Genomic DNA, 21701 nt, shown 5'->3' with positions numbered 1-21701 from the left:
TACGCTTGCTGCGATGCAATATCAAGTACCGTCGCGTTATGGCTGCCATGCTTTGCACGCGAGGCTGCCACCATTACCACCCGCAAGCCCTGAGAAAGCGGCCCACCGTGCCGGCCATGCCATACTCCAACGCGTCGGCTGTCAACCCATGTCCGATCGACACTTCGGCCAATGCCGGAACGCGTCGCGCCAAGGCCGGCAGGTTGCTCACCGTCAGATCGTGCCCGGCATTGACCTCAAGGCCCGCAACAAAGGCCGCATCGGCCGTTTTTCCCAGTCTTTCCAGCTCCTTGGCCGCCTTGGCGGAATCGGCATGGCAACTGCCATAAGGTCCCGTGTAAAGCTCGATGCGGTCGGCGCCGGTATCGCGCGCGGCGTTTATGCCGGCAGGATCCGCATCGGAGAACAACGAGACCCGGAAACCGCCCTTCTTCAGGCGTCTCACGATCGGTGTCAGGAACGCTGCATCGGCGATGAAGTTCCAGCCATGGTCCGACGTTGCCTGGGAGGGATCGTCGGGCACCAGGGTCACCTGTTCCGGCTGGTGCTTTTCCACGAGCGCCAGGAAATGCTCGGTCGGATGGCCCTCGATGTTGAATTCGGCCCGCGGGAACTCATCGTCGATCAAGGCCCTGATCTCAGGCAGGTCTGAAAGGCGGGTATGGCGCTCGTCCGGGCGAGGATGCACCGTCAGCCCATGCGCTCCCGCCGCAAGCGCGATGCGGCCAAGCCTGATCACATCAGGCCACGGCAGGTCGCGCCGGTTGCGCAGCATGGCGATGGCGTTGAGATTGACGGAAAGCTTTGCGGGCATGGCTTCGGATCCTGCTCGATTTCGGCGCATCTATACCGCCTTTGACGGGAACAGATAGGGGGTTTCCGGTGTTCCAGAAGATCGGATGACGTTTGTGAAAGGATACGATCCCTTGAATTTCCTCGAAGCCGTGCCGGCAATCCGGCGCATCGATACGGACCGTGAGGATCTCTTCGCCATCGATATCGTCGGCCATGTCTCGGCGGCCGACGCGGAAAACCTGTTCGGCCTGCTCGAAGCGGCTTACGCGCTTCACCCGCGAATCGATGTGCTGGTGCGCGTGATCGATCATGACGGCGTCGACTGGAGCGACATATCGGACGAGACGCTGCGACAGGGCGCGGTCCAGGCCGCAGAGCATATCGGCCGTTGTGCCGCGATCGGCGAGCCGGACTGGACGGCGCAGGCGCGAGACTTCCTCCCTACCCCGCCGCCGGTCGAACTCAGGCATTTCAAAGACGAGGCCGATGCCTGGCAATGGCTCGGCGCCAGGCAACTGGGCTCCGCTACCTGACGATCGTCAACCGTTCGGCCGCCCGGGTGATCGCGGTGTAAAGCCAGCGCTGGCGCGTTTCCTTGAACGCCCAGCTTTCGTCGAACAGCACGATCTCGTTCCACTGCGACCCCTGCGCCTTGTGCACGGTCAGGGCATAGCCATAGTCGAAATCATCGAACCGCTTCTTCTGCTGCCACGGGATATCGGCGTCGGGATCCTCGAACGCCGCCTTGAGCAGCTTGATCTTGGCGACACCGCGGTCCGGATCATCCTCTTCGGGCGACACCAGAAGGTTGATGCCAGGTTTCACCGTCTCGCGCGACGAGGTCATCACCTTCCACAGCGAGCCGTTGAGCAGGCCCTTGGCCGGGTCGTTGCGCAGGCACACCAGCTTGTCGCCGGCCTGCGGATAGTCGGCATTGAACCCCTTGAGCTCGCGCAGGCGCTGGTTGTAGCGGCGGCGCGTGCGGTTGGTGCCGACCAGCACCTGGTCCGCCCTCAGCACTAGGTCCTGGTTGACGTCTTCCTTGCCGATCACCTGCGCCGTGCCGTAGTCGCCGCGCATGAATTCGCGCCCCTCGCGCACGTCGAGCGCCAGCCGCAGGATCGGATTGTCGCGCGCCTGCCGGTGGATTTCGGTGAGCAGGAAATCCGGCTCGTGGTCGGTGAAGAAGCCACCGCCCGAGATCGGCGGCAACTGGCCGGGATCGCCCAGCACCAGGATCGGCGTGCCAAAGCTCAAGAGGTCACGGCCAAGCTGCTCGTCGACCATCGAGCATTCGTCGATGATGACCAGTTTCGCACGCGAGATCGGGCTCTGCCGGTTGAGCGAAAAAGTCGGCGACATCGACGTCTTGCCAGTCACCTCGTCTTCGACCGATTCCTCCCCCTTCGGCCTGTAGATCAGCGAATGGATGGTGCGGGCATTGACCGCGCCCTTGGAGCGCAGCACCTGCGCCGCCTTGCCGGTGAAGGCGGCGAACTGCACCTGGCCGTCGACATGTTCGGCGAAATAGCGCGCCAGCGTCGTCTTGCCGGTGCCGGCATAGCCGAACAGCCGGAACAATTGCGGCTTGCCGGTCTTGAGCCAGCGCGCGACCGCCTGCAGCGCCTCGTCCTGTTGGGGTGAAAATTCCATCTGATCGTGTGACCGGATTCGCAAGGGAAAGACAAGATGGCGGCCACCGCCATCGAGGCAGCCGGCGGCAAACAAGGTTATCAGGCGAGGACGGGAACGTAAAGGGAACGGGCGGCGTGTCCGCACGATCACCTGACGGCGTGCGGATCGTTCTCCAGCAGGATCGGCTTGCCGTGCGGCGTGGCATGCGCGGCGCGCTCCCAGGCCCGTGCCATCGCATCGACATCGGGCTTGGCGGCCAATCCTTTCGACGCCAGCAGCGTTTCCAGCGCCGCCAACCAATGTTCGTAATAGTCATGGCCGTCAGCCCCGGCGCCGGGTTTCTTCACTTCGGCCGACAGTGCCTGCGCCCACTCGCTCCACGAAAACAGGCCCTTGTCGTGCAGCGCCACCGTCATCGCGAAGGCTTCGGCCTGCCAGGGCTCGGCGAAGACGGGCGCATCGAGGCCGGCGGGCAGACCGGCAGGCCCGTTCGCCTCAGGCCGGTTCAAGATAGTTCTCCCAGGCATCGATGGACACGGTCAGCGTCGGATCGGCCCCGTCGCCCCAGATCTCGGCCCCGTCGAAAACCACCGTATAGACCCATTGCGGGTTCTCGCCCTGCCCATGCGCGTTGGTGTCGGGGAATACAAAGCCGTCGCGCACCGCTTCGATCCTCCCATGCTTGCCACGCGCGTAGCGCGGCAGCCTGGTGTGGCCGGTCGGATTGAAATTCCTGGTCCGCACGCGGTCGCCGGCCCTGAACCGCGGCGCCGTTTCGACCGGCCGGTTGCACGGAGCGCCCTTGGCCAGCACGGCCGGAACGTCATCGGTCTTCAGCACTCTTTTGGGCGTCGCCGCCGCATCGATCGCCTCGCCTGCCTTGAGATCACGCTCGCTGACGAAACCATGGCGCTTGAGCAGGGTTTCCAGCGCCTTGATCCAGATCTGGTAGTAGCTGGAGGCATAATAGTCGGCCGGATGCAGCGATTCCCGCGCATGCCGGCTCTCATCGATATTCCAGGCGCCCATGGCGCCGGCGGTGAGCGTCACGCCGAGCGCCCGCCGCTCCCAGTCGGTATGGAAATACGGCTCGTCCCGTTCCGGCGCCACCGGCCCGAATCCCATCTGTCCGCCGACATCCTGCGGGCCGTTCATGCCGGATCCCCCGTTTTTTCCGGTTTTTGGGCTAGCACAGTGCCGATCATCGCATCGCGGCTTACCAATTCGGACAAGCGCTCCTCACTCCAGCCTTCGGTTCCTTGAGGCCGCATCGGGACGACGAGATAGCGTAACTCCGCGGTCGAATCCCAGACGCGTATCTTTGTCGAGGCCGGCAGCGTCAGCCCGAATTCCTCAAGCACGCCGCGCGGATCGATGACCGCGCGCGAGCGATAGGGCGGCGCCTTGTACCAGACCGGCGGCAGGCCGAGCACCGACCACGGATAGCAGGAGCACAGCGTGCAGACGACGAGATTGTGAGTCTCTTCGGTGTTGAACACCGCCTGCATGTGCTCGCCTTGCCGGCCGGTATAGCCCAGCGATCCGATCGCCGCCGTAGCATCGCGCTTCAGCCAGTCGGCAAAAGCGGGATCGCTCCAGGCCTTGGCCACCACCCTCGCGCCGTTGCGGGGACCGATCTTAGTCTCGTAGGTATCGACGATGACATCGATCGCGGCCGGATCGATCAATCCCTTGCGGGTGAGAATGGTTTCCAGCGCGCGCACGCGAGCGGCAAACGGATCGAGTTCGTTGTCGTGGTCATGATCGTGGGACATGGCCACAAACTACGGCTGCGATCCGCCGGCCGCAAGCATGACGACTTGGGCCAGTGGGCGCGACGCGGATACACTACTCCGCGGCCGTCTTTTGCGGCTCGCCTCGGATTTCGTCATCATCGTCGAACAGCGAAGGCTGATCCCCCGCTTCGACCAGATGCAATTCGGGCTTGCGCTTCGGCATCAGCCCGACCAGCCAGCCCGAGAAATTTTCCATGTAGACATAGATTACCGGTGTGACGAACAGCGTCAGCGCCTGCGAGGCGAGCAGACCGCCGACAACGGCGACGCCCAGCGGCTGGCGCAGCTCCGCGCTGGCGCCCGTGCCGAGCGCGATCGGGAACGTGCCCATCAAGGCGGCCAGCGTCGTCATCATGATCGGCCGGAACCGCATCAGGCAGGCCTTGTGGATGGACTCGGTGGCCGACATTCCTTCTCGTCGCAATTCGAGCGCGACGTCGACCATCATGATGCCGTTCTTCTTGACGATGCCGATCAGCATCAGGATGCCGATCACCGCGATGACGGACAGGTCCATGCCGGCGAAGCGCAAGGCGACAACCGCTCCCAGCACAGCCGATGGCAAGCCTGTGAGGATCGTGAGCGGATGGATGAAGCTCTCATAGAGAATGCCAAGCACGATATAGATGGTCAGGATCGCGCCGCCGATCAGCAGGCCCTGGTTGGCGAGCGAATCCTGGAAGGTCTTGGCTGTGCCGGCAAAGCTGGTCGAGATCGTCTCCGGCATGCCGATCTGCTCCTTGAGCGCGTCGATGCGGCTCACGCTGTCGCCGAGCGCCACGCCTTGCGGCAGATTATAGGAGATCGTCACGGCCGGAAGCTGGCCGAGCTGGTTGACCGTCAAGGCGCCCGCCGTGCGATCGACCCGGGCGAAGGCGCCAAGCGGAACCAGGGAGCCGCTCGCCGTCCTCATCTGGATGGCCAGCATCCGCTCCGGCGACCACTCGATCGTGGGATCGAGCTCGGTGATGACTTCGTAGCTGTCGGCGGAGCCGAAGATCGTCGAAACCTGGTCGGTGCCGAACCCGCCATAAAGCGCCGAGCGCAGTGTGTCGGTGTCGATGCCGAGCTGGGCCGCCTTGTCGCGATCCACCACCAGCGTCGCCTGCAGCGCATTGTTCTGCAAATCGCTGGTAACGTCGGTGAAAGTCGCATGATCGGCCGCCATCGCATCATTCAGTTTCTGCGCCCAGATGTCTGTCTGGCCGGTGTCGAGGCCCTGAACCACGAGCTGGTAGGCGCTGGCAGCCGAGCGCGAACCCAGCCTCAGATTCTGCACAGGCTGCATGTAGGTCTCGATGCCCGCGACGCCGGCCAATTGCTTGCGCAGATCCGCAAGCACCTTCTCGATATTGGGCCGCTGGTCCTTGCCCTTGAGCTGGACGAAAAGCTGCCCCTGGTTGAGCGCATTGTTGCCGCTGCCCGCCGACCACGCAACATGGTCGACATAGGGCGAATGCGAGAACACGCTGGCCACCTGCCCCTGCAGCTTTGCCATGGCGTCGAACGAGATGTCCTGGCGCGCAATGGTCGTCACCGATATCTGGCCGATATCCTCCTGCGGGAAAAAGCCCTTCGGCGAGACCTCGATCAGCCACACCGACGCCGCCGCGGTGCCTATGAAGACCAGGAACACCAGGAAAGTGTGCCGCAGACAGAAGCTCAGGATCCGGTCGTAGCCGCGGGTGATGAAATCGCGCCTGTGGCCATCGCCATGCGCCTCGCGGTCGGCCTTGGTCACCGACAGCAGCCGCGAGCACAGCATCGGCGTCAGCGTCAGCGACACGAACATCGACGCCAGGATGGCGACCGTCACCACGACGGCGAACTCGTTGAAGATGCGCCCGATGACGCCGCCCATCAGAAGCACCGGGATGAACACGGCCACCAGCGAGATCGAAATCGAGATAATGGTGAAGCCGATTTCGCGCGCGCCCTTCAGCGACGCATCGAAAGCCGACAATCCGTCCTCCTCCATGTGACGGAAGATGTTTTCCAGCATCACGATGGCGTCGTCGACGACGAGGCCGACCGCAAGCGTCAGGCCCATCAGCGAAATGTTGTCGATGGAAAAGCCGAACAGGAACATCGCGCCGAGCGTGGCGATCAACGAGATCGGCACCGCCACGGCCGGGATGATGGTCGCCGTAACGCGGCGCAGGAACACGAAGATCACCATGACCACCAGTGCGATGGTCAACAGCAGCGTGAACTGCACGTCGTCCACGGCCTGGCGGATCGAGGTCGAACGATCGTTGAGCAGCTTGATCTGGGCGGCGGCCGGCATCTGGTCCTGGAAGGACGGCAGCATCGCCTTGACCTTGTCGACGACGTCGACAGTGTTGGCGTCGGGCTGGCGCTGCACCGCCATGATGATCGCGCGCGTGCCGTCATACCAGCTCGCAGTCGTCGTGGTCTGCACCGAATCAACGACGCGCGTCACCTCGCCCAGCCGCACCGGATGACCGTTCTTGGTGGCGATGATGAGGTTGGAGAATCCGGCGGCGTCAGTCAGCTGCGTATTGGCCGTGATCGTCAACTGCTGTTTGTTGTTCTTCAGAACGCCCAGCGGGGTGTTGGAGTTGGCGGATGCGATCGCCGCCTGCAGCTGGTCGATCGAAATGCCGCGCGCGGCAAGCGCGGTCGGGTCGATCTGGATGCGGACTGCATATTTCTGCTGGCCGAAGATGGAGACCTGCGCCACGCCGTCGATGGTCGACAGCGACGGCGAGATGACGTTTTCGGCGAAAGCATCGAGATCGGTCAGCGGAACCGTATCGCTGACCAGCGACATCAAAAGGATCGGCGCGTCGGCCGGATTGACCTTGCGATAGCTCGGCGGCGAGGTCATCTGCGGCGGCAGCGATCTTTGCGTGCGCGCGATCGCTGCCTGCACGTCCGCGGCCGCGGCATCGATGTCGCGGTTGAGCACGAACTGGATGGCGATCGAGGTCTGGCCGAGCGAGTTAGTGGTCGAGATCGAATCGATTCCGGCAATGGTGGCGAATTGCTTGATCAGCGGCGTCGCCACCGACGTTGCCATCGTTTCCGGCGAGGCTCCGGGTAGCTGAGCCGAGACGTTGACGACAGGGAATTCGGCACTGGGCAGCGCGGCCACCGGGAGGAACTTGTAGGCAAAAAGCCCGCCCAGAACGAGGGCGAACGACATCAGGAGGGTGGCGACAGGCCTGCGAATGCAGAACTCGGAGATCATTGGGCCGCCTCGCCGGCCTTGTCCGCTTGCGCGATCTTGGGTGCTGCCTGGTCGCCGGATCCGGCGGATGCCTTGCCTTCGTGCACGGCAGCCCCGTTCTTCAGTCGCGTCTGGCCTTCGATAACAACCTTCTCGCCGCTTTTCAGGCCATCGCTGATGGCGGCGCTCTGACCCACGGTCAGCGCCACTTGCACCGGCCGCATTTCGACTGTGTTGTCAGGCTTGACCACATAGACGAACGGCCCCTTCTGGCTGGGCTGCACCGCGACCGTGGGGACGGACGTCATCTGCGGCATGATGCCGGCGTCGAGCACGACATTCACATATTGGCCCGGCCACAGCGACAGATCGGCGTTGGGTATGCTGGCTCGCGTTGCAATGGTGCCGGAAGCGGTATCGACGCTGGAGTCGACGAAATCGAGCGTGCCCTTGCCAATCGGTGTCGGGTCCCCGTCCTGGGTCAGGGTCACTGCCCCTTGCTGTGGCTTTGCCAGTGCCTTGTGCAGCAGCGCAAGGTTGCTTTCGGGCAGATTGAAGTTCACCTGCAGCGGATCCATCTGGGTGATGGTGACGAGCGGGGTCGAGGTGCTGCTGCTGCCATTGCTCGTGGTCACGAGATCGCCCACGGCAACGTTGACCGCGCCAAGCCTGCCGGAAATCGGCGCGGTGATCCTGGCAAAGCCAAGCTGGACATTGTCTGCATCGATTGTCGCCTTGTCGGCATCGACAGTCGCTGCCGCCGCCTTCTGCGCGGCAACGGCCTGGTCGTAGGTCTGCTGCGTACCGGCCTGCTTGGCGACAAGATCCTTGGCGCGCTGAAGATCGGAATTCGAACTGGCAAGCAGCGCCTGATCCTTGGCGAGCGTCGCCTGATCCTTGGCGAGCTGCGCCTTCAAGGCACGGTCATCCACCGAAAACAGGAGATCGCCGGTTTTCACCATCTGCCCGTCCTTGACGTCGATCGACACGATCTGGCTGGACACGCGCGCGTTGATGCTGACCACGGCGGGAGAGGAGACGAAGCCGATGGCGTAGCGCCGGACCGGGAAATCGGCCGTCGTTGCCGTGGCCGAGATGATCGAGGCCGAACGGGCGCCAGTGCCGCCGGCCGCCTGCTTGGCCCCTGCCTGCGGATCCTGCCTATCCGGCGTCGGCTTGTCCGACGCGACCTGCTTTGCACCGATGATCTGCCGGGCCCTGCTCAGCGTGTCGGGAGACAGATAGAGACAGGCCGCGCCTACGCAGGCGACCGCAAGCAATGAAAGAATGACTTTTCCACGCATCGACAAAAGACCCTCTCCGTCCGACACGCCATAGCCAGGTGGTCGTATTCTAGCTCAAATCACGACTGCCTGCCGCGATTTCGCTGAATAGATAGGACAGGGCTTTGGCGGAAAAGGGCCAAAACACGGCATTACGAAGATTTAATGTGCACTGCACAATGGATGGGCTGGCCACCATGATCGCGTGCAAAAGGCGGATCGCGAACCTGGACAACTCACCGCAGCATCGGCCAAAGCGTCGCGGCCAGCAACACGCCCATGGCGATGTTGAACCACTTCAGCCGCACTGGATCGGACAGGAAACCGCGCAGCGCCGTGCCGAATCCCGCCCACACTGAAACGCTCGGCAGGTTGACGATGGTGAAGGCCACCGAGATCAGCGCCACCGACAGGAACGGATGCTCCGGATTGGAGTAGACGGCCATGGCGGTGATCGCCATCACCCAGGCCTTGGCATTGACCCACTGGAACGCCGCCGCCTCGATGAAACGCATCGGCCGCGCCTTCGTCTCGCCTTTGCCGCTGAGCGAGCGTGACATGGCGATTTTCCAGGCAAGGTAGAGCAGATAGGCGGCGCCGGCGATCTTGAGCGCGGTGTGCAGCGCCGGGAACGCCGTCAGCACGGCGCCAAGACCAAGGCCTACCGCCAGCAGCAAGACAAGAAACCCGATGCTGATGCCGAACATATGCGGCACGCTCCTCACCAGGCCGAAATTCACACCTGAGGCGAGCAGCATCAGATTGTTAGGCCCGGGCGTGATCGAGGTCACGAAGGCGTAGACAAGCAAGGCGAGGAATGCGTCGAGCGACATGATATCCTCCCAGATAAGCCAGTATTATTGTCTCTTCCAACGACCGCACAAATGCCACCCTCGGCCGGTGGCCGATCCCGTCGTCACGCTGTGGAGAAACTTACCGGTGCTACATCCCCTGCGGGCCACGGTTCATCGCCGCCACGCCGGTGCGGCAGATCTCTACCAGGCCGAGCGGCTTCATGATGGCGATGAACTGGTCGAGCTTGGAGCCCTTGCCGGTGATCTCGAAGATGAAATGCTCGGTGTTGGCGTCGATGACGCTGGCGCGGAAGGCATCCGCCAGGCGCAGCGCCTCGACGCGGGCCTCGCCGGTGCCGGCGACCTTGACCAGCGCCAGTTCCCGCTCCAGCGGCCGCTCCTGGCCGAACTCCTGCGAGCGCACGGTGAGGTCGACGACGCGGTGGACCGGCACGATGCGCTCGAGCTGGTGCTTGATCTGCTCCAGCACATGCGGCGTGCCGCGCGTCACGATGGTGATGCGCGACAGATGTTTCTCATGCTCGGTTTCCGAGACTGTCAGGCTCTCGATGTTGTAGCCGCGCCCGGAAAACAGGCCGATGACCCGGGCAAGCACGCCCGGCTCGTTGTCGACCAGCACGGAAAGCGTGTGGTTCTCGGGCTTTTCCGTTTCCTTGGCGATGAAATAGGCGGAGCCGGTCGGTTGTAGCTGTGCGTTCATGATGTGAATCTCGACTTCAAACTCTTGGATCTAATCTCTGTTTACGCACGGCTTCTCGCGACAGCCCTGCCTCTGTCCGCTGCTAAACCAGTTCCCTGCCCTTGGCGTCGATGGCGTTGGCCACCGCTTCGTCCGTCGCCTCGTCCGGCAAGAGCATCTCATTGTGCGCCTTGCCCGACGGGATCATCGGGAAGCAGTTGGCGAGCGTCGCCACGCGGCAGTCGAACAGCACCGGCTTTCTGACCGAGATCATCTCCTTGATGGCATCGTCCAGCTCGTCCGGCTTGTCGCAGCGAATACCGTGGCCGCCATAGGCTTCGGCCAGCTTGACGAAATCAGGCATGGCTTCGGTGTAGGAATGCGACAGCCGGTTGCCGTGCAGCAGCTGCTGCCATTGCCGCACCATGCCCATATACTGGTTGTTGAGAATGAAGATTTTGATCGGCGCGTCGAACTGCACCGCGGCACTCATCTCTTGCATCGTCATCTGCACCGAAGCGTCGCCGGCGATATCGACGACCAGCGCGTTCGGATGCGCGATCTGCACGCCCAGTGCCGCCGGCAGGCCGTAACCCATCGTGCCGAGCCCCCCGGACGTCATCCAGCGGTTCGGCTTCTCGAAATGGTAGTGCTGGGCCGCCCACATCTGGTGCTGGCCGACCTCCGTCGTGATGTAGGTGTCCATGTCCTTGGTCAGGGCATAGAGCCGCTGGATGGCATATTGCGGCATGATCACGTCGTTGTTCATCTTGTACGCGAGCGAATCGCGCGCGCGCCATTTGGCGATCTGCTCCCACCAGGGATAGAGCGCCTTCTTGTCGGCCTTGGCGGTTGCCCGCCACAGCCGCACGAGATCCTCCAGAACCCGGCCGACATCGCCGATAATGGGCACGTCGGTGTGGACGTTCTTGTTGATCGAGGACGGATCGATGTCGATATGGATCTTCTTCGAGTTCGGCGAGAACGCGTTGAGCCGGCCGGTGATGCGGTCGTCGAAGCGCGCACCGATGCAGACCATCACGTCGCAGTCATGCATGGCCATGTTGGCTTCGTAGGTGCCGTGCATACCGAGCATGCCGAGCCAGTTCTTGCCAGATGCCGGATAGGCGCCGAGCCCCATCAGCGTCGAGGTGATCGGGAAACCGGTGAGGTCGACCAGTTCGCGCAGCAGATGGCTCGCTTCCGGACCGGAGTTGATGACGCCGCCGCCGCTGTAGATGATCGGTTTCCTGGCACCGGCCAAAAGCTCGACCGCCGCCTTGATCTTCTCCAGATCACCCTGCACCTTCGGCTGATAGCTGGTGCGTGGCGCGGTTTGCGGAGAAACGTAAAAACCCTTGGCGAACTGCACGTCCTTCGGGATGTCGACCACGACAGGACCGGGACGGCCGGTGGTGGCGACATGGAAGGCCTCATGAATGGTTGCGGCAAGCTCGTTGACGTCCTTGACCAGCCAATTGTGCTTGGTGCAGGGGCGCGTGATGCCGACCGTGTCGCACTCCTGGAAAGCGTCCGAACCGATCAGCGAGGTCGGCACCTGCCCGGTCAGGCACACCAGCGGGATCGAATCCATCAGCGCGTCCTGCAAAGGCGTCACCGCGTTGGTCGCGCCCGGACCCGATGTCACCAGCATGACGCCTGCCCTGCCGGTCGAGCGCGCATAGCCCTCGGCCGCGTGGCCGGCGCCCTGCTCGTGCCTCACCAGGATGTGCTCGACGTCGTCCTGCTGGAATATCTCGTCATAGATCGGGAGAACCGCGCCGCCCGGATAACCGAAGACATGCTTGACGCCATTATCCTTCAGCGCCTGCACCACCATTTCGGCGCCAGTCATTTCGCGCCGCTCGCTCTGTCCGTTGCTCATCGGTTTGGTCCCGTACTGTCCGCCATCTGGCGATTTGCTGGTCGTTTAGTCGTGTTTCAGGCAATAAAAAAGGCCCCCGAGGGAGCCTGTGTGTTGCGCATGGGAGGTTTTCGCCCGGCGGTTACACCGCCTTGCCCACGCGCCTTCCTACGAGAATGAGTGCCTTTTTCATGGTGGCGAACCATAAGGGTGAAAGCAGCCGTTCGTCAATGGGGTCGATTCCGCTTTCATGCCGGCTTGCCCGGTGCATGGCACGAAGCACGCGCACGCCGTCATTTAGACCCGGCTCGACGTCGGGTCGCTGGTCAAACCCTTGAAAACAAAGCGAACTATTTGGCGACGTGACGCGGCCCATGGTTTGCCACGATACTGCCCGAGGCCGGACCCCAAGCTCGGCAAAGGCAGCTCGCAACGAGGCCGATCAACAAAAACGCGGAGGAAACTGATGCTCGACAAGGCCCCGAACAGGAAGCTTTCCGACCTTCTCGAACGATTTGGCGCGGCCCTTGCCGCCGGCGACGTCGACAAGGCGGTCGAATGCTTCCAGGAAGATTGTTATTGGCGCGACCTCGTCACCTTCACCTGGAACATCAAGACCATGGAAGGCCGCGATCAGGTGCGTGACATGCTGGAAAGCCAGCTATCGAAGACGAAGCCATCACATTTCGCCATCGCCAGGGGCGAGGACGCGACCGAGGCGAACGGGGTGATCGACGGCTGGATCAGTTTCGAGACGAATGTGGCGCGCGGCTTCGGCCATATCAGGTTGAAGGACGGCAAGATCTGGACGCTGCTGACCACGATGGTCGAGCTGAAAGGCTATGAAGAGCCGGCCGGCTTCGCCCGGCCCATGGGCGCCAAGCACGGCTCCGGCAGGAACCGCCCGACCTGGAAGGAAGAGCGCGAGAAGGAAGCGGCCGAGCTTGGCTTCAAGACGCAGCCCTATACGGTCATCATCGGCGGCGGCCAGGGCGGCATCGCGCTTGGCGCACGGCTCCGGCAGCTCGGCGTGCCGACGATCATCATCGAGAAGAATGAACGTGCCGGCGACAGCTGGCGCAAGCGCTACAAGTCGCTCTGCCTGCATGATCCGGTCTGGTATGACCATTTGCCCTACATCGATTTTCCCCGGAACTGGCCGGTTTTCTCGCCCAAGGACAAGATCGGCGACTGGCTGGAAATGTACACGAAGGTGATGGAGCTGAATTACTGGTCCTCAACCGAGGCCAAGAGCGCTTCCTATGACGATGAGAAGAAGGAATGGACGGTTGTCGTCCACCGCGACGGCAAGGACATCACGCTGAAGCCGAAGCAGCTGGTGCTGGCCACCGGCATGTCCGGCCGTCCCAATCTGCCGAAGTTCAAGGGCATGGAGAATTTCAAGGGGGATCAGCACCACTCCTCCAAGCACCCCGGCCCCGACCAATATGCCGGCAAGAAGGTTGTCGTCATCGGCTCGAACAATTCCGCGCACGACATTTGCGCGGCGCTGTGGGAAGCCGGCGTCGACGTCACCATGGTGCAGCGATCGACCACCCACATCGTCAGGTCCGACACGCTCATGGATATCGGGCTTGGCGCGCTCTACTCGGAGCAGGCGGTGCAGAATGGTATGACCACCGCCAAGGCCGACCTCATCTTCGCCTCCCTGCCCTACAAGATCCTGCACGAGTTCCAGATTCCGCTTTATGAGAAGATGAAAGAGCGCGACGCGGCGTTCTACAAGGGCCTGGAAAAGGCCGGCTTCATGCTCGACTGGGGCGACGACGGCTCCGGCCTGTTCATGAAATATCTCAGGCGTGGCTCCGGCTACTACATCGATATCGGCGCTTCGCAGCTGATCATCGATGGCGCCATCAAACTCAAGAGCGGCGTCGATGTGGCCGAGATCAAAGAACATTCCATCCTGCTCAGCGATGGCACCGAACTGCCGGCGGACGTCATCGTCTACGCCACCGGATACGGCTCGATGAATGGCTGGGCGGCGGAGCTGATCTCAAAGGAGGTTGCAGACAAGGTCGGCAAATGCTGGGGACTCGGCTCGAACACCACCAAGGATCCCGGCCCATGGGAAGGTGAGCAGCGCAACATGTGGAAGCCGACGCAGCAGGAGGCGCTCTGGTTCCATGGCGGTAACCTGCACCAGTCGCGCCATTATTCGCAGTTCCTGTCGCTGCAGTTGAAGGCCAGGCAGGAAGGCATTGCGACGCCGGTCTATGGGCTGCAGCAGGTTCACCACAAGGGATAAGCCAGATCGTGGCGAAAAACCGAGGGAGGCGCGGTTTTGGACCGCGCCTCCCTTTCCTGATCGGTGCGATCGGCTACGCCGCCTGGTCGGCCGCGAACCGCGCCACCACGCGTTCTAGCAACGGCACATAGTCGCGAAACGTGCGCGTCCTCATGTCGGCGACCTTGCCGCCCTCGTCCCAGATGCGGACGCGCACCGCCTCTTCGTGAAACGGGTTCTTGCGGAACCCGGCCACCTCGTCCGGGCTCATCGGCCCGCCCTGCAACGACAGCGTATGAACCGAAGCCGGCGACAGCTTGTCGAAATAGGTCGGGTCGGTGGCGCAGAGATAGCGCTTGGCCGAGACATGCAGCCTGACGCATTCGACGATGACCGGCGGGAAGAACGGCGCCAGCACCTCGCCGCCGGCCTCGTCATGGTGCTTGTCCTCGACGTCATCGGGCGAATAGGTACCGAACTCGCTGGTGTAGTGGCCGATATCGTGCAGCAGGGCTGCTGCCACCAGTTCTTCCGGCGCACCATCCTGCTCTGCGAGCCAGGCGCCCTGCAGCATATGCTCGGACATCGTCACCGGCTCGCCGAGATAGGATTCGGCTCCCCGGCGCTCGAAGATATCGGCGATGAATTCGACGATGTTGCCGGCGTTCAGATCATGTGCGTTCATTCCGCCGCCTCCTTGAAACCGTGCTCGATCGCCGCCAACGTCGACAGCAGGCCGTCCTTGTCGGCATAACAGCCCTGCAGCCAGCGTTTGCCGGTTCCCGAAAACGCCTTGCGCGCATGCATGACGCGGGTGTTGTCGACGATGAAGGCCTGCCCCGGCTCAAGCTTGAACGTTACTTCGAAAGCCGGATCCTCGATCAACTCCGCAAAGCGGCGATAGGCGGCGTAGTAGGCATCCATCTCGGCGAAAGGCACGTCGACGGTCGGCGCCAGCGAGCGGTTGTTGAAGCGGATGCAGATCAGTTCGCCGTCCGGCCCGAGTTCGATCATAGGCCGCTTCGCCTGCAGCCGCACGCCGGTCGATCCGGCATATTCGAACCGGGCAGGATGCGAACTCAGGAGTCGGAAGCCTTCGGGGTTCTCGGCCTGCAGGGCGGCCGCCACGGCGAACCCGTCGACCACGCTGGACTCACCACCCTCCACCGTGTTCTCGATACAGGACAGGATCTGCAGCGTCGGCACCGGGTCGCGATAAGGATTGTCGGTGTGCGCCTGGAGGCCGAGATTGGTGTAGGCCAGATTGTTCGGATTGACCTCGGCGCGCACTTCGAACCAGCGCCCGTAATTGGTCTCCCTGATGTAGCCGAACAGGTCGGAGACCTTGCACAGAGCGCCGGATTCGGCCGGCAGTCCGTCCATCACTGCAAAACCGTAGGCCCTCACCGCCAAGAGCCATTCCCGCAGCACACTGCGGCTGCGGCTTGCCTTCGGATAACCGGCGCGCGGCACCGAATTCTGCATCGTCGCCCTTGTCCAGCGCTGCACCGCGTCGGCGGTCCATCCGGACTGACGGGCCTCGGCGCGATCATAGGCATTGGCTCGAAGCCACGCCTCGGGAAAGCTGACCGTCTTCTTCTCGGGCACGAATCTGATCTCCACGGCATTGCCCTTGATCGAAGCGGCACCGATCCGCGTCTCGGCTGGAATATCGAGGATGGTGATCAGTCGCTGGCCGTTGCCGGCGCTGCGTGTCTTGTCGTCGAGTGCGTTGTCGCGAAGCCACATGGCATGGAACCGGCAGCGTGTGCCGTCCTTCCAGCCCAGTTCGATCATTCTTCCTGCGTCGCCTATCAGCGCATCGGTCAACATGGAGATGTTCCTGTCCATTGCGCCCCGCAGTCCGCTCAGCGGGGCCTCGATTGCATGTTGATCGAGCGAAAGGTACAATTGAAATTATCATTTTTCGGTCAATGGCTGCAAAATCGTAATGCCTGCGAGAACCATCCCCACCTTGCCCCCACTCGACTGGCTGCGCAGCTTCGAGGCAGCGGCGCGGCTTTCGAATTTTACGGCGGCGGCCGCCGAACTCGGCCTGACCCAGGCGGCCGTCAGTCAGCATGTCCGGCTCCTCGAGGATCGGCTGAAGACGCGTCTGTTCTCACGGCTGGCGCGGGGCGTCGCACTGTTGCCGGAGGGCGCCGCCTACTTGCCCCACATCCAATCAGCCTTCGCCACCATCGGCAGCAGCACGGCGGAACTGTTCGAGCCCCGCGCCGTCGAGACCGTCACCTTGCGGGCGCCGATCTCTTTCGCTTTGCTGGTGCTCGTTCCGAAGCTGCCCGACCTTGCCAAGGCGCTGCCGCGCATCCATGTCGACCTGGTGACGATCCATCGCCCGACCGACTATGACCTGCCGGGCTCAGCGCTGGACATCCGTTTCGGCAACGGATCCTTTCCCGGACGCCTGGCCGACAGGCTGACCGCCGAGCGGCTTGTGCCGGTGGCCGCCCCGGCCTTGGCCAGTGATGCCGACTGGACATCCCTGCCGCTGCTCCTGGTCGCCGGTGCGCGCGAGATGTGGGCGGAATGGTTCGCCGCGGCGGGATTGGCCGGTCACCCCAGGCGCTCGCATCGCTTCGACAGCTTCGTGGCTGCGATGGAGGCTGCGCGAGCCGGCGCGGGCGTGCTTCTGGGCTCGCGGCCGCTGATTGACGCGGCACTCGAAAGCAAGGCCCTGGCCAGGCTTTCCGATTTCGAGCTCCCGAGCACATCGGGGCATTTTCTGACCAAGGCACCGATCGCGCGACTGACCGGTGCCGAGCAGGATTTCCGCCAATGGCTGCTGTCGCGCCTCGGCGAGCCATCTCCGACATGACGTTCACCGGCCGATGCGCTTCCAGTAGATGAGCGTGCCGGTCAGCCCGCCATGGGGCTTCAATGCATAGTCCGGTATTTCCCCGGTCAGCGTGAAGCCCAGCCTCTCATAGAGCCCGGACGCCCCCTCTTCGGTCGCCGTATCCAGAACCAGAAGCGTGCGGCCCCTCTCCACCGCAAGGGCCTCGGCCGCTTGCATCAGGCGGGTCGCCACGCCTTTGCCTCGACGATCGAGGCGCGTCATCAGCTTGGCGATCTCGGCCCGGTGCGGCTGGTTGGGCGGACAGTCGAGCAGCAGCGTGACCGTGCCGACCAGCGTGTCTGCCTCCCACGCGCCAAGCACCACCCGCTCACCTCTTGCGGCCGCCGTCAGCGACGTGTCCCAGAACCTGCGGGCGGTTTCCGGCGCCAGCGGATGCATGAAGCTCACCGACCCGCCCGCGGCAACCGTTTCGACCAGAAGATCGCCAAGCAACGCCTGTGTCCGCGCGTCCTGCGTCAACATTCTGATCTCGATGGAATGCATGCTCGTTCTGCCTGGCTGAGATGGAAGGATCGATACGGTCGAACTGGCGTCAATCGAAAGCGCTGAATCGCTTTCCCTTGCGCGCCGTCTTGATCGCGGCGATGCGTTCGGTGTCCTCTTCCTGAAGGTGGCGTCCGCGTTCGAGGAGTTCGAGCGTGTATTCCTCATAGGTAAGTCCCAGCCGTTCCGCCTTGTCCACGCGCATCAGCATGACGTCGCGGCTCGGTGCTTTCCACGCCTTGGCATGCGCGGCCTGCCAGGCCAGGAAAATATAAGGATCGCCCTTGCCCCATGGCGGCCCCTTGTAGTCGTCGAGCGGCGGTCCCCCATTGTGGGAGCGCTTTGGACGTCTCGGCATGATGTCAGGCCCTGACCAGCGCGACGAGATAGTCGGCGCCCGCCTCGAGTGCATGGAAGGTGCAGTCCGACGGCGCGCCAAGCGCCAGACAGTCGCCGGGCTCGAGCCTGTGCACCAGATCGCCCTCGGTGAATTCCAGCCGTCCGGAGATCAGCCATATCTGCTGTTTGATGAAGGCGTAGGATGCCGCGGGCAGGCTGACCTTGGCGCCCGCCGGCAGATGAACCCTGATCAGTTCGAGCGGCATGTCGCCGGCCGGCGAAAGATGCCGCCTGACATAGCCGGTGTCGGGATCGCGCCAGACGGGCTGGTCGCTCGCCCGCAGCAAGCCGCCGCCCTGCAATTCCGCGCGTGCGATAAGGGTCGACAGCGTCATGCCGAAGGCGGCGGCGATCCGCACCAGGAGCGCTGCCGTCGGGCTGGTCATGCCGCGCTCGATCGTGCTCAGCATGGCTTTGGAGACGCCGGAGCGCTCGGCGAGTTCGGCCAGGGACCAGTCCCGTATCGTCCTCTCGGCGTGTATCCGTCTGCCGATTGTGGAGGAGATATCGTTCGCTATATCATTCATTCGTCTATTATAGCGAAAACTGATAACTGGAAAAGAGCCTTGTCGCGACAATTTTCGCCGGCTTCTTAATCCTCCCTACACCATCCGGCCACACTCGACCTTAACCCCGTTCCTGTAGGCTTCGACGTGAGGGAAAATGGGGATTGGCCTGTCCATGTATGTCGAACGCGAAGCCTCGGTCGGAGAACCGACATCGCAGGAGCGCCGCAACGCCGAACAGAACGACAGGCGCATCCTGGGCAATGTCGTGCAATGCGACGGCGCCCGCGCCACCATCAGCGCCTTTGCGGACGACGTCGACGGCGCGGTGACCGGCCTGTGGACGGTCGGCAAGATGATCTCGGTCAATCTCGGCACGACACGCACCGTCGGCCTGGTCTATGCGATCGGCAAGTCGGATCGCGCCTGGAACAGCGAAGGCCAGAACGCCATCGAGGTCAGCATCGAGCTGATCGGCGAAGTGCGCGACGGCGCCGAACCCGGCTCCAAGCCGATCTTCGACCGCGGCATCACCACCTATCCCCATATAGGCGCCATCGCGCACCGCATCCGCAGCCGTGACCTGCAGGCCGTCTACGATCTGGCCGGGCGTCATTCGATCACCATCGGCTCGCTGTCGCAGGACGAGGCGATCGCCGCCAACATCGCCATCGACGACACGCTGGCGCGCCACTTTGCCATTGTCGGCACCACCGGCGTCGGCAAGTCCACCGCCGTCTCGCTGCTGCTGCGCAAATCGATCGCGGCGCGGCCGGATCTGCGCATCCTGATCCTCGATCCGCACAATGAATTCGCCGCGTCGCTGCCCGAATATTGCGTCAAGGTCGATTCCAAGACGCTCGACCTTCCGTTCTGGATGTTCCGGCTCGAGGAATTCGCCGAGGTTCTATTTCGCGGCCGCGAGACCGTGCCCGACGAGATCGATGCGCTGCGCGACCTCATTCCGCTCGCCAAAAACCTCTATCGCAACCCCAATTCCGGTGCCTATCTCAGGCGCGGCAGCGATGCGCTGACCGCCGATACGCCAGTGCCCTACCGCATTGCCGATCTGCTCAAGCAGATTGACGAGCGCATGGGCATGCTCGAAAGCAAGAACGAGCGCCCGACGCTCAAATCGCTGAAGACGCGCATCGAATCGGCGGCAGCCGATCCGCGCTACCGTTTCATGTTCAACTCGCGCCTGATCGAGGACACCATCCACGAGACGATCGGCAACATCTTCCGCGTGCCGCATAACGGCCGCCCTGTGACCTGTTTCGAAATGGCCGGCATGCCGTCCGAAGTGGTCAATTCCGTCTGTTCGGTGCTGGCGCGCCTGGCGTTCGACCTTGCGCTGTGGAGCGAGGGCAAGCTGCAGCTCCTATTGCTGTGCGAAGAAGCGCATCGCTACATGCCGGCCGATGCGCGCCTCGGCTTCGCGCCGACAAGGCACGCGCTGTCGCGCATTGCCAAGGAAGGCCGCAAGTATGGCTGCTATCTCGGCGTCGTCACCCAACGCCCGGGCGAACTTGACCCGACCATCCTGTCGCAATGCTCGACTTTTTTCGCCATGCGGCTCGCCAATGAGCAAGACCAGGCGATCATCCGCTCGGCCATCGCCGACTCGTCCGCCTCCACGCTTGCTTTCCTGTCGTCCATGGGCCAGCGCGAAGCCATCGCCTTCGGCGAAGGCGTGGCCACGACGATGCGGCTGAAGTTCGAGAGACTGCCGGCTGAACTGATCCCCGGCACGGCGAAGCGCGAACAAGCCATGTCGTCGAAAACCGGCGACGATGTCGATCTGGTGACGATAGTGGAACGGCTTCGCAACGTTCCAAAGCCGCAGCAGCAGGCGATGGCCTTTGCCGAAGTGGTCGATTCTGGCCGCCAGGCTGGCGATCCCGACTACCGCAAGCCGCCGGCCGCACGCGTGCAATCGGACGATGATTTCGACATGCGCTACGGCCTAAAGCCCGCCACCTTCGGCATGCGCCCCCAGAACGATTGAGCCTGCAAGCTCTCTGACGACCGGCCGGGAAGCCGCACACAAGCTTCCAAAGGCTTCACATCATCGAACCAGCTTGGTCAAATCCCGAAAGGGAATTCATCAGGCCGGATTGAATGGCGTGGTTTCGAGAAGCCGGAGCGGAGCGGACATTCAGTCCGTGAGCACCGGAAGTCGAAAAAGCCGCGTCAGGCAACCGGCCTCGTGAATTCTTCTTCGGGATTTCAGGCGCAGACGCGGTTGCGGCCTTGCCTCTTGGCCTCGTAGAGCTGGCGGTCGGCGCGGCGATAGAATTCTTCCGCCGTCTCCTTGCGGTCCCAAACGGCAAGGCCGACGCTGGTGGTGATCTTGAGCCGGACATTGCCGGAGAGAACCGACATGTTGGCGATCGCCTTGCGGATACGCTCGGCGAATTTCGACAACAATTCCGCCTCCATGTTGGGCGTGACCACGGCGAATTCCTCGCCGCCCAATCGCGCCACCACGTCATGGTAGCGCGTCATGTCCTTGAGACAGCTGGCGACGGCCTTGAGCACCTCGTCGCCGACGTCGTGGCCGTGTGTATCGTTGACCTGCTTGAAATGATCGAGGTCCAGGATCATCAGCCCGACGGGTTTCTCGATGCGCTTGAACTCCTCGAGATATTCCTTCAGCGCGTCGTCGAAATAGCGCCGGTTCTGCATGCCGGTCAGGCTATCTGTCAGCGCCGCATGTTCGAACGTCTCGGAGCGGGCGCTCAGTGACACGGTCATGGCCCGCAGCTTGCCTTCCTCCGTCGCCTGCCTGCGGATCAGCGGGTAGATGAAGAAGATGCCGAAGAACAGCGCGGTCGCGAGCAGCACGCCCGTCGCGAAAAGCAGCTTGTTGAGGTAGATGACCTTGTCCAGGCCGGAGGCCGTGTGCAGTTCGGTGGCAAAGGATTGCAGCAGTCCATAGGCATGCAGCGTCACCAGGCCGGCGGCCAGGATCACGAAGATAAAGACGAAAAACGCCGATTCCGCCTTGTGGAAACGCATCTGCTCCCCGATGGAAAAATGCCCATCTACCTTATGGCATGGCGGGCCTTACGGAGGGTTAATTTGGACAACCACAACGAGAACCTTTCCGTGAAGGAAAGGC

General features: G+C 62.9%; 20 protein-coding genes. 4 read left to right on the top strand and 16 right to left on the bottom strand.

Going from position 1 to position 21701, the window contains the following annotated elements; all coding sequences use genetic code 11:
* Positions 1-73: 73 nt before the first annotated feature.
* The gene (locus tag FJ953_RS03700; protein WP_140564199.1) at positions 74-814 is read right to left on the bottom strand and encodes a pyridoxine 5'-phosphate synthase; all 741 of its coding nucleotides are present in this window, start codon (positions 812-814) and stop codon (positions 74-76) included.
* A 112-nt stretch (positions 815-926) separates the two neighbouring features.
* Here FJ953_RS03700 and FJ953_RS03695 point away from each other — a divergent pair, with 112 nt between their 5' ends.
* Entirely contained in the window at positions 927-1328 is a 402-nt protein-coding gene (locus FJ953_RS03695) for an STAS/SEC14 domain-containing protein (RefSeq protein ID WP_140521265.1), read from the top strand.
* On the opposite strand, the gene FJ953_RS03690 is transcribed toward FJ953_RS03695, so the two are convergent.
* The 9 genes from FJ953_RS03690 to FJ953_RS03650 form a co-directional block, all read right to left on the bottom strand.
* Positions 1321-2448: an ATP-dependent RecD-like DNA helicase gene (locus FJ953_RS03690; RefSeq protein WP_140623175.1), complete on the bottom strand. Its 1128-nt coding sequence runs from the start codon at positions 2446-2448 to the stop codon at positions 1321-1323. The two genes, FJ953_RS03695 and FJ953_RS03690, sit on opposite strands and share 8 nt — an antisense overlap.
* Positions 2449-2576: 128 nt before the next feature.
* Entirely contained in the window at positions 2577-2939 is a 363-nt protein-coding gene (locus tag FJ953_RS03685; RefSeq protein ID WP_181168352.1) for a nitrile hydratase accessory protein, read from the bottom strand.
* Positions 2926-3585, bottom strand: coding sequence for a nitrile hydratase subunit beta (gene nthB, locus FJ953_RS03680; RefSeq protein WP_140559565.1), 660 nt, complete (start codon positions 3583-3585; stop codon positions 2926-2928). The genes FJ953_RS03685 and nthB overlap by 14 nt, the downstream gene beginning before the upstream one ends.
* Entirely contained in the window at positions 3582-4205 is a 624-nt protein-coding gene (nthA, locus tag FJ953_RS03675) for a nitrile hydratase subunit alpha (RefSeq protein WP_140559564.1), read from the bottom strand. Before nthA ends, nthB begins: the two co-directional genes overlap by 4 nt.
* Positions 4206-4278: 73 nt before the next feature.
* The gene (locus FJ953_RS03670) at positions 4279-7440 is read right to left on the bottom strand and encodes an efflux RND transporter permease subunit (RefSeq protein WP_140623173.1); all 3162 of its coding nucleotides are present in this window, start codon (positions 7438-7440) and stop codon (positions 4279-4281) included.
* Positions 7437-8723 (bottom strand): efflux RND transporter periplasmic adaptor subunit, encoded by a 1287-nt coding sequence (locus FJ953_RS03665; protein WP_140623172.1) that lies wholly within the window; start codon positions 8721-8723, stop codon positions 7437-7439. The genes FJ953_RS03670 and FJ953_RS03665 overlap by 4 nt, the downstream gene beginning before the upstream one ends.
* A 215-nt stretch (positions 8724-8938) precedes the next feature.
* A complete protein-coding gene (locus FJ953_RS03660; RefSeq protein WP_140516483.1) occupies positions 8939-9535 on the bottom strand; it encodes a LysE family translocator in 597 nt (198 codons plus the stop codon).
* 109 nt (positions 9536-9644) lie between these two features.
* A complete protein-coding gene (gene ilvN / locus FJ953_RS03655; protein WP_023676680.1) occupies positions 9645-10217 on the bottom strand; it encodes an acetolactate synthase small subunit in 573 nt (190 codons plus the stop codon).
* Positions 10218-10299: 82 nt separating this feature from the next.
* Positions 10300-12081 (bottom strand): acetolactate synthase 3 large subunit, encoded by a 1782-nt coding sequence (locus tag FJ953_RS03650; RefSeq protein WP_140516486.1) that lies wholly within the window; start codon positions 12079-12081, stop codon positions 10300-10302.
* Between the two features lie 445 nt (positions 12082-12526).
* Here FJ953_RS03650 and FJ953_RS03645 point away from each other — a divergent pair, with 445 nt between their 5' ends.
* Positions 12527-14329: an NAD(P)/FAD-dependent oxidoreductase gene (locus FJ953_RS03645; RefSeq protein ID WP_140623170.1), complete on the top strand. Its 1803-nt coding sequence runs from the start codon at positions 12527-12529 to the stop codon at positions 14327-14329.
* A gap of 73 nt (positions 14330-14402) precedes the next feature.
* On the opposite strand, the gene FJ953_RS03640 is transcribed toward FJ953_RS03645, so the two are convergent.
* Together FJ953_RS03640 and FJ953_RS03635 are read right to left on the bottom strand one after the other, a co-directional pair.
* A complete protein-coding gene (locus FJ953_RS03640; protein ID WP_140495362.1) occupies positions 14403-14993 on the bottom strand; it encodes an HD domain-containing protein in 591 nt (196 codons plus the stop codon).
* Positions 14990-16141, bottom strand: coding sequence for a gamma-butyrobetaine dioxygenase (locus FJ953_RS03635; RefSeq protein ID WP_140564205.1), 1152 nt, complete (start codon positions 16139-16141; stop codon positions 14990-14992). The genes FJ953_RS03640 and FJ953_RS03635 overlap by 4 nt, the downstream gene beginning before the upstream one ends.
* A gap of 118 nt (positions 16142-16259) precedes the next feature.
* Between FJ953_RS03635 and FJ953_RS03630 the strand changes: the two genes are divergently transcribed.
* Positions 16260-17147: a LysR family transcriptional regulator gene (locus tag FJ953_RS03630; RefSeq protein ID WP_140559560.1), complete on the top strand. Its 888-nt coding sequence runs from the start codon at positions 16260-16262 to the stop codon at positions 17145-17147.
* A 3-nt stretch (positions 17148-17150) separates the two neighbouring features.
* Here FJ953_RS03630 and FJ953_RS03625 read toward each other — a convergent pair whose 3' ends face one another.
* Genes FJ953_RS03625 through FJ953_RS03615 form a run of 3 tightly spaced genes read right to left on the bottom strand, consistent with a single transcriptional unit; the run spans position 17151 to position 18598 of the window.
* The gene (locus FJ953_RS03625; RefSeq protein WP_140495357.1) at positions 17151-17672 is read right to left on the bottom strand and encodes a GNAT family N-acetyltransferase; all 522 of its coding nucleotides are present in this window, start codon (positions 17670-17672) and stop codon (positions 17151-17153) included.
* Between the two features lie 49 nt (positions 17673-17721).
* Positions 17722-18030: a hypothetical protein gene (locus FJ953_RS03620; RefSeq protein ID WP_140623168.1), complete on the bottom strand. Its 309-nt coding sequence runs from the start codon at positions 18028-18030 to the stop codon at positions 17722-17724.
* 4 nt (positions 18031-18034) lie between these two features.
* Complete coding sequence (locus FJ953_RS03615; RefSeq protein ID WP_140623166.1) at positions 18035-18598, bottom strand: XRE family transcriptional regulator; 564 nt, start codon at positions 18596-18598, stop codon at positions 18035-18037.
* A 154-nt stretch (positions 18599-18752) separates the two neighbouring features.
* Here FJ953_RS03615 and FJ953_RS03610 point away from each other — a divergent pair, with 154 nt between their 5' ends.
* Positions 18753-20585, top strand: a complete 1833-nt coding sequence (locus FJ953_RS03610; protein WP_140553686.1) for an ATP-binding protein — start codon at positions 18753-18755, stop codon at positions 20583-20585.
* Positions 20586-20806: 221 nt separating this feature from the next.
* On the opposite strand, the gene FJ953_RS03605 is transcribed toward FJ953_RS03610, so the two are convergent.
* Complete coding sequence (locus FJ953_RS03605) at positions 20807-21598, bottom strand: GGDEF domain-containing protein (protein WP_140495351.1); 792 nt, start codon at positions 21596-21598, stop codon at positions 20807-20809.
* Between the last annotated feature and the right edge of the window lie 103 nt (positions 21599-21701).

Origin of the sequence: Mesorhizobium sp. B2-3-6, from assembly GCF_006442305.1 — a bacterium.
Classification (GTDB): domain Bacteria; phylum Pseudomonadota; class Alphaproteobacteria; order Rhizobiales; family Rhizobiaceae; genus Mesorhizobium.
Note: the sequence above shows the minus strand (reverse complement) of the source record. Positions and strands in the feature narration are given on the sequence as shown.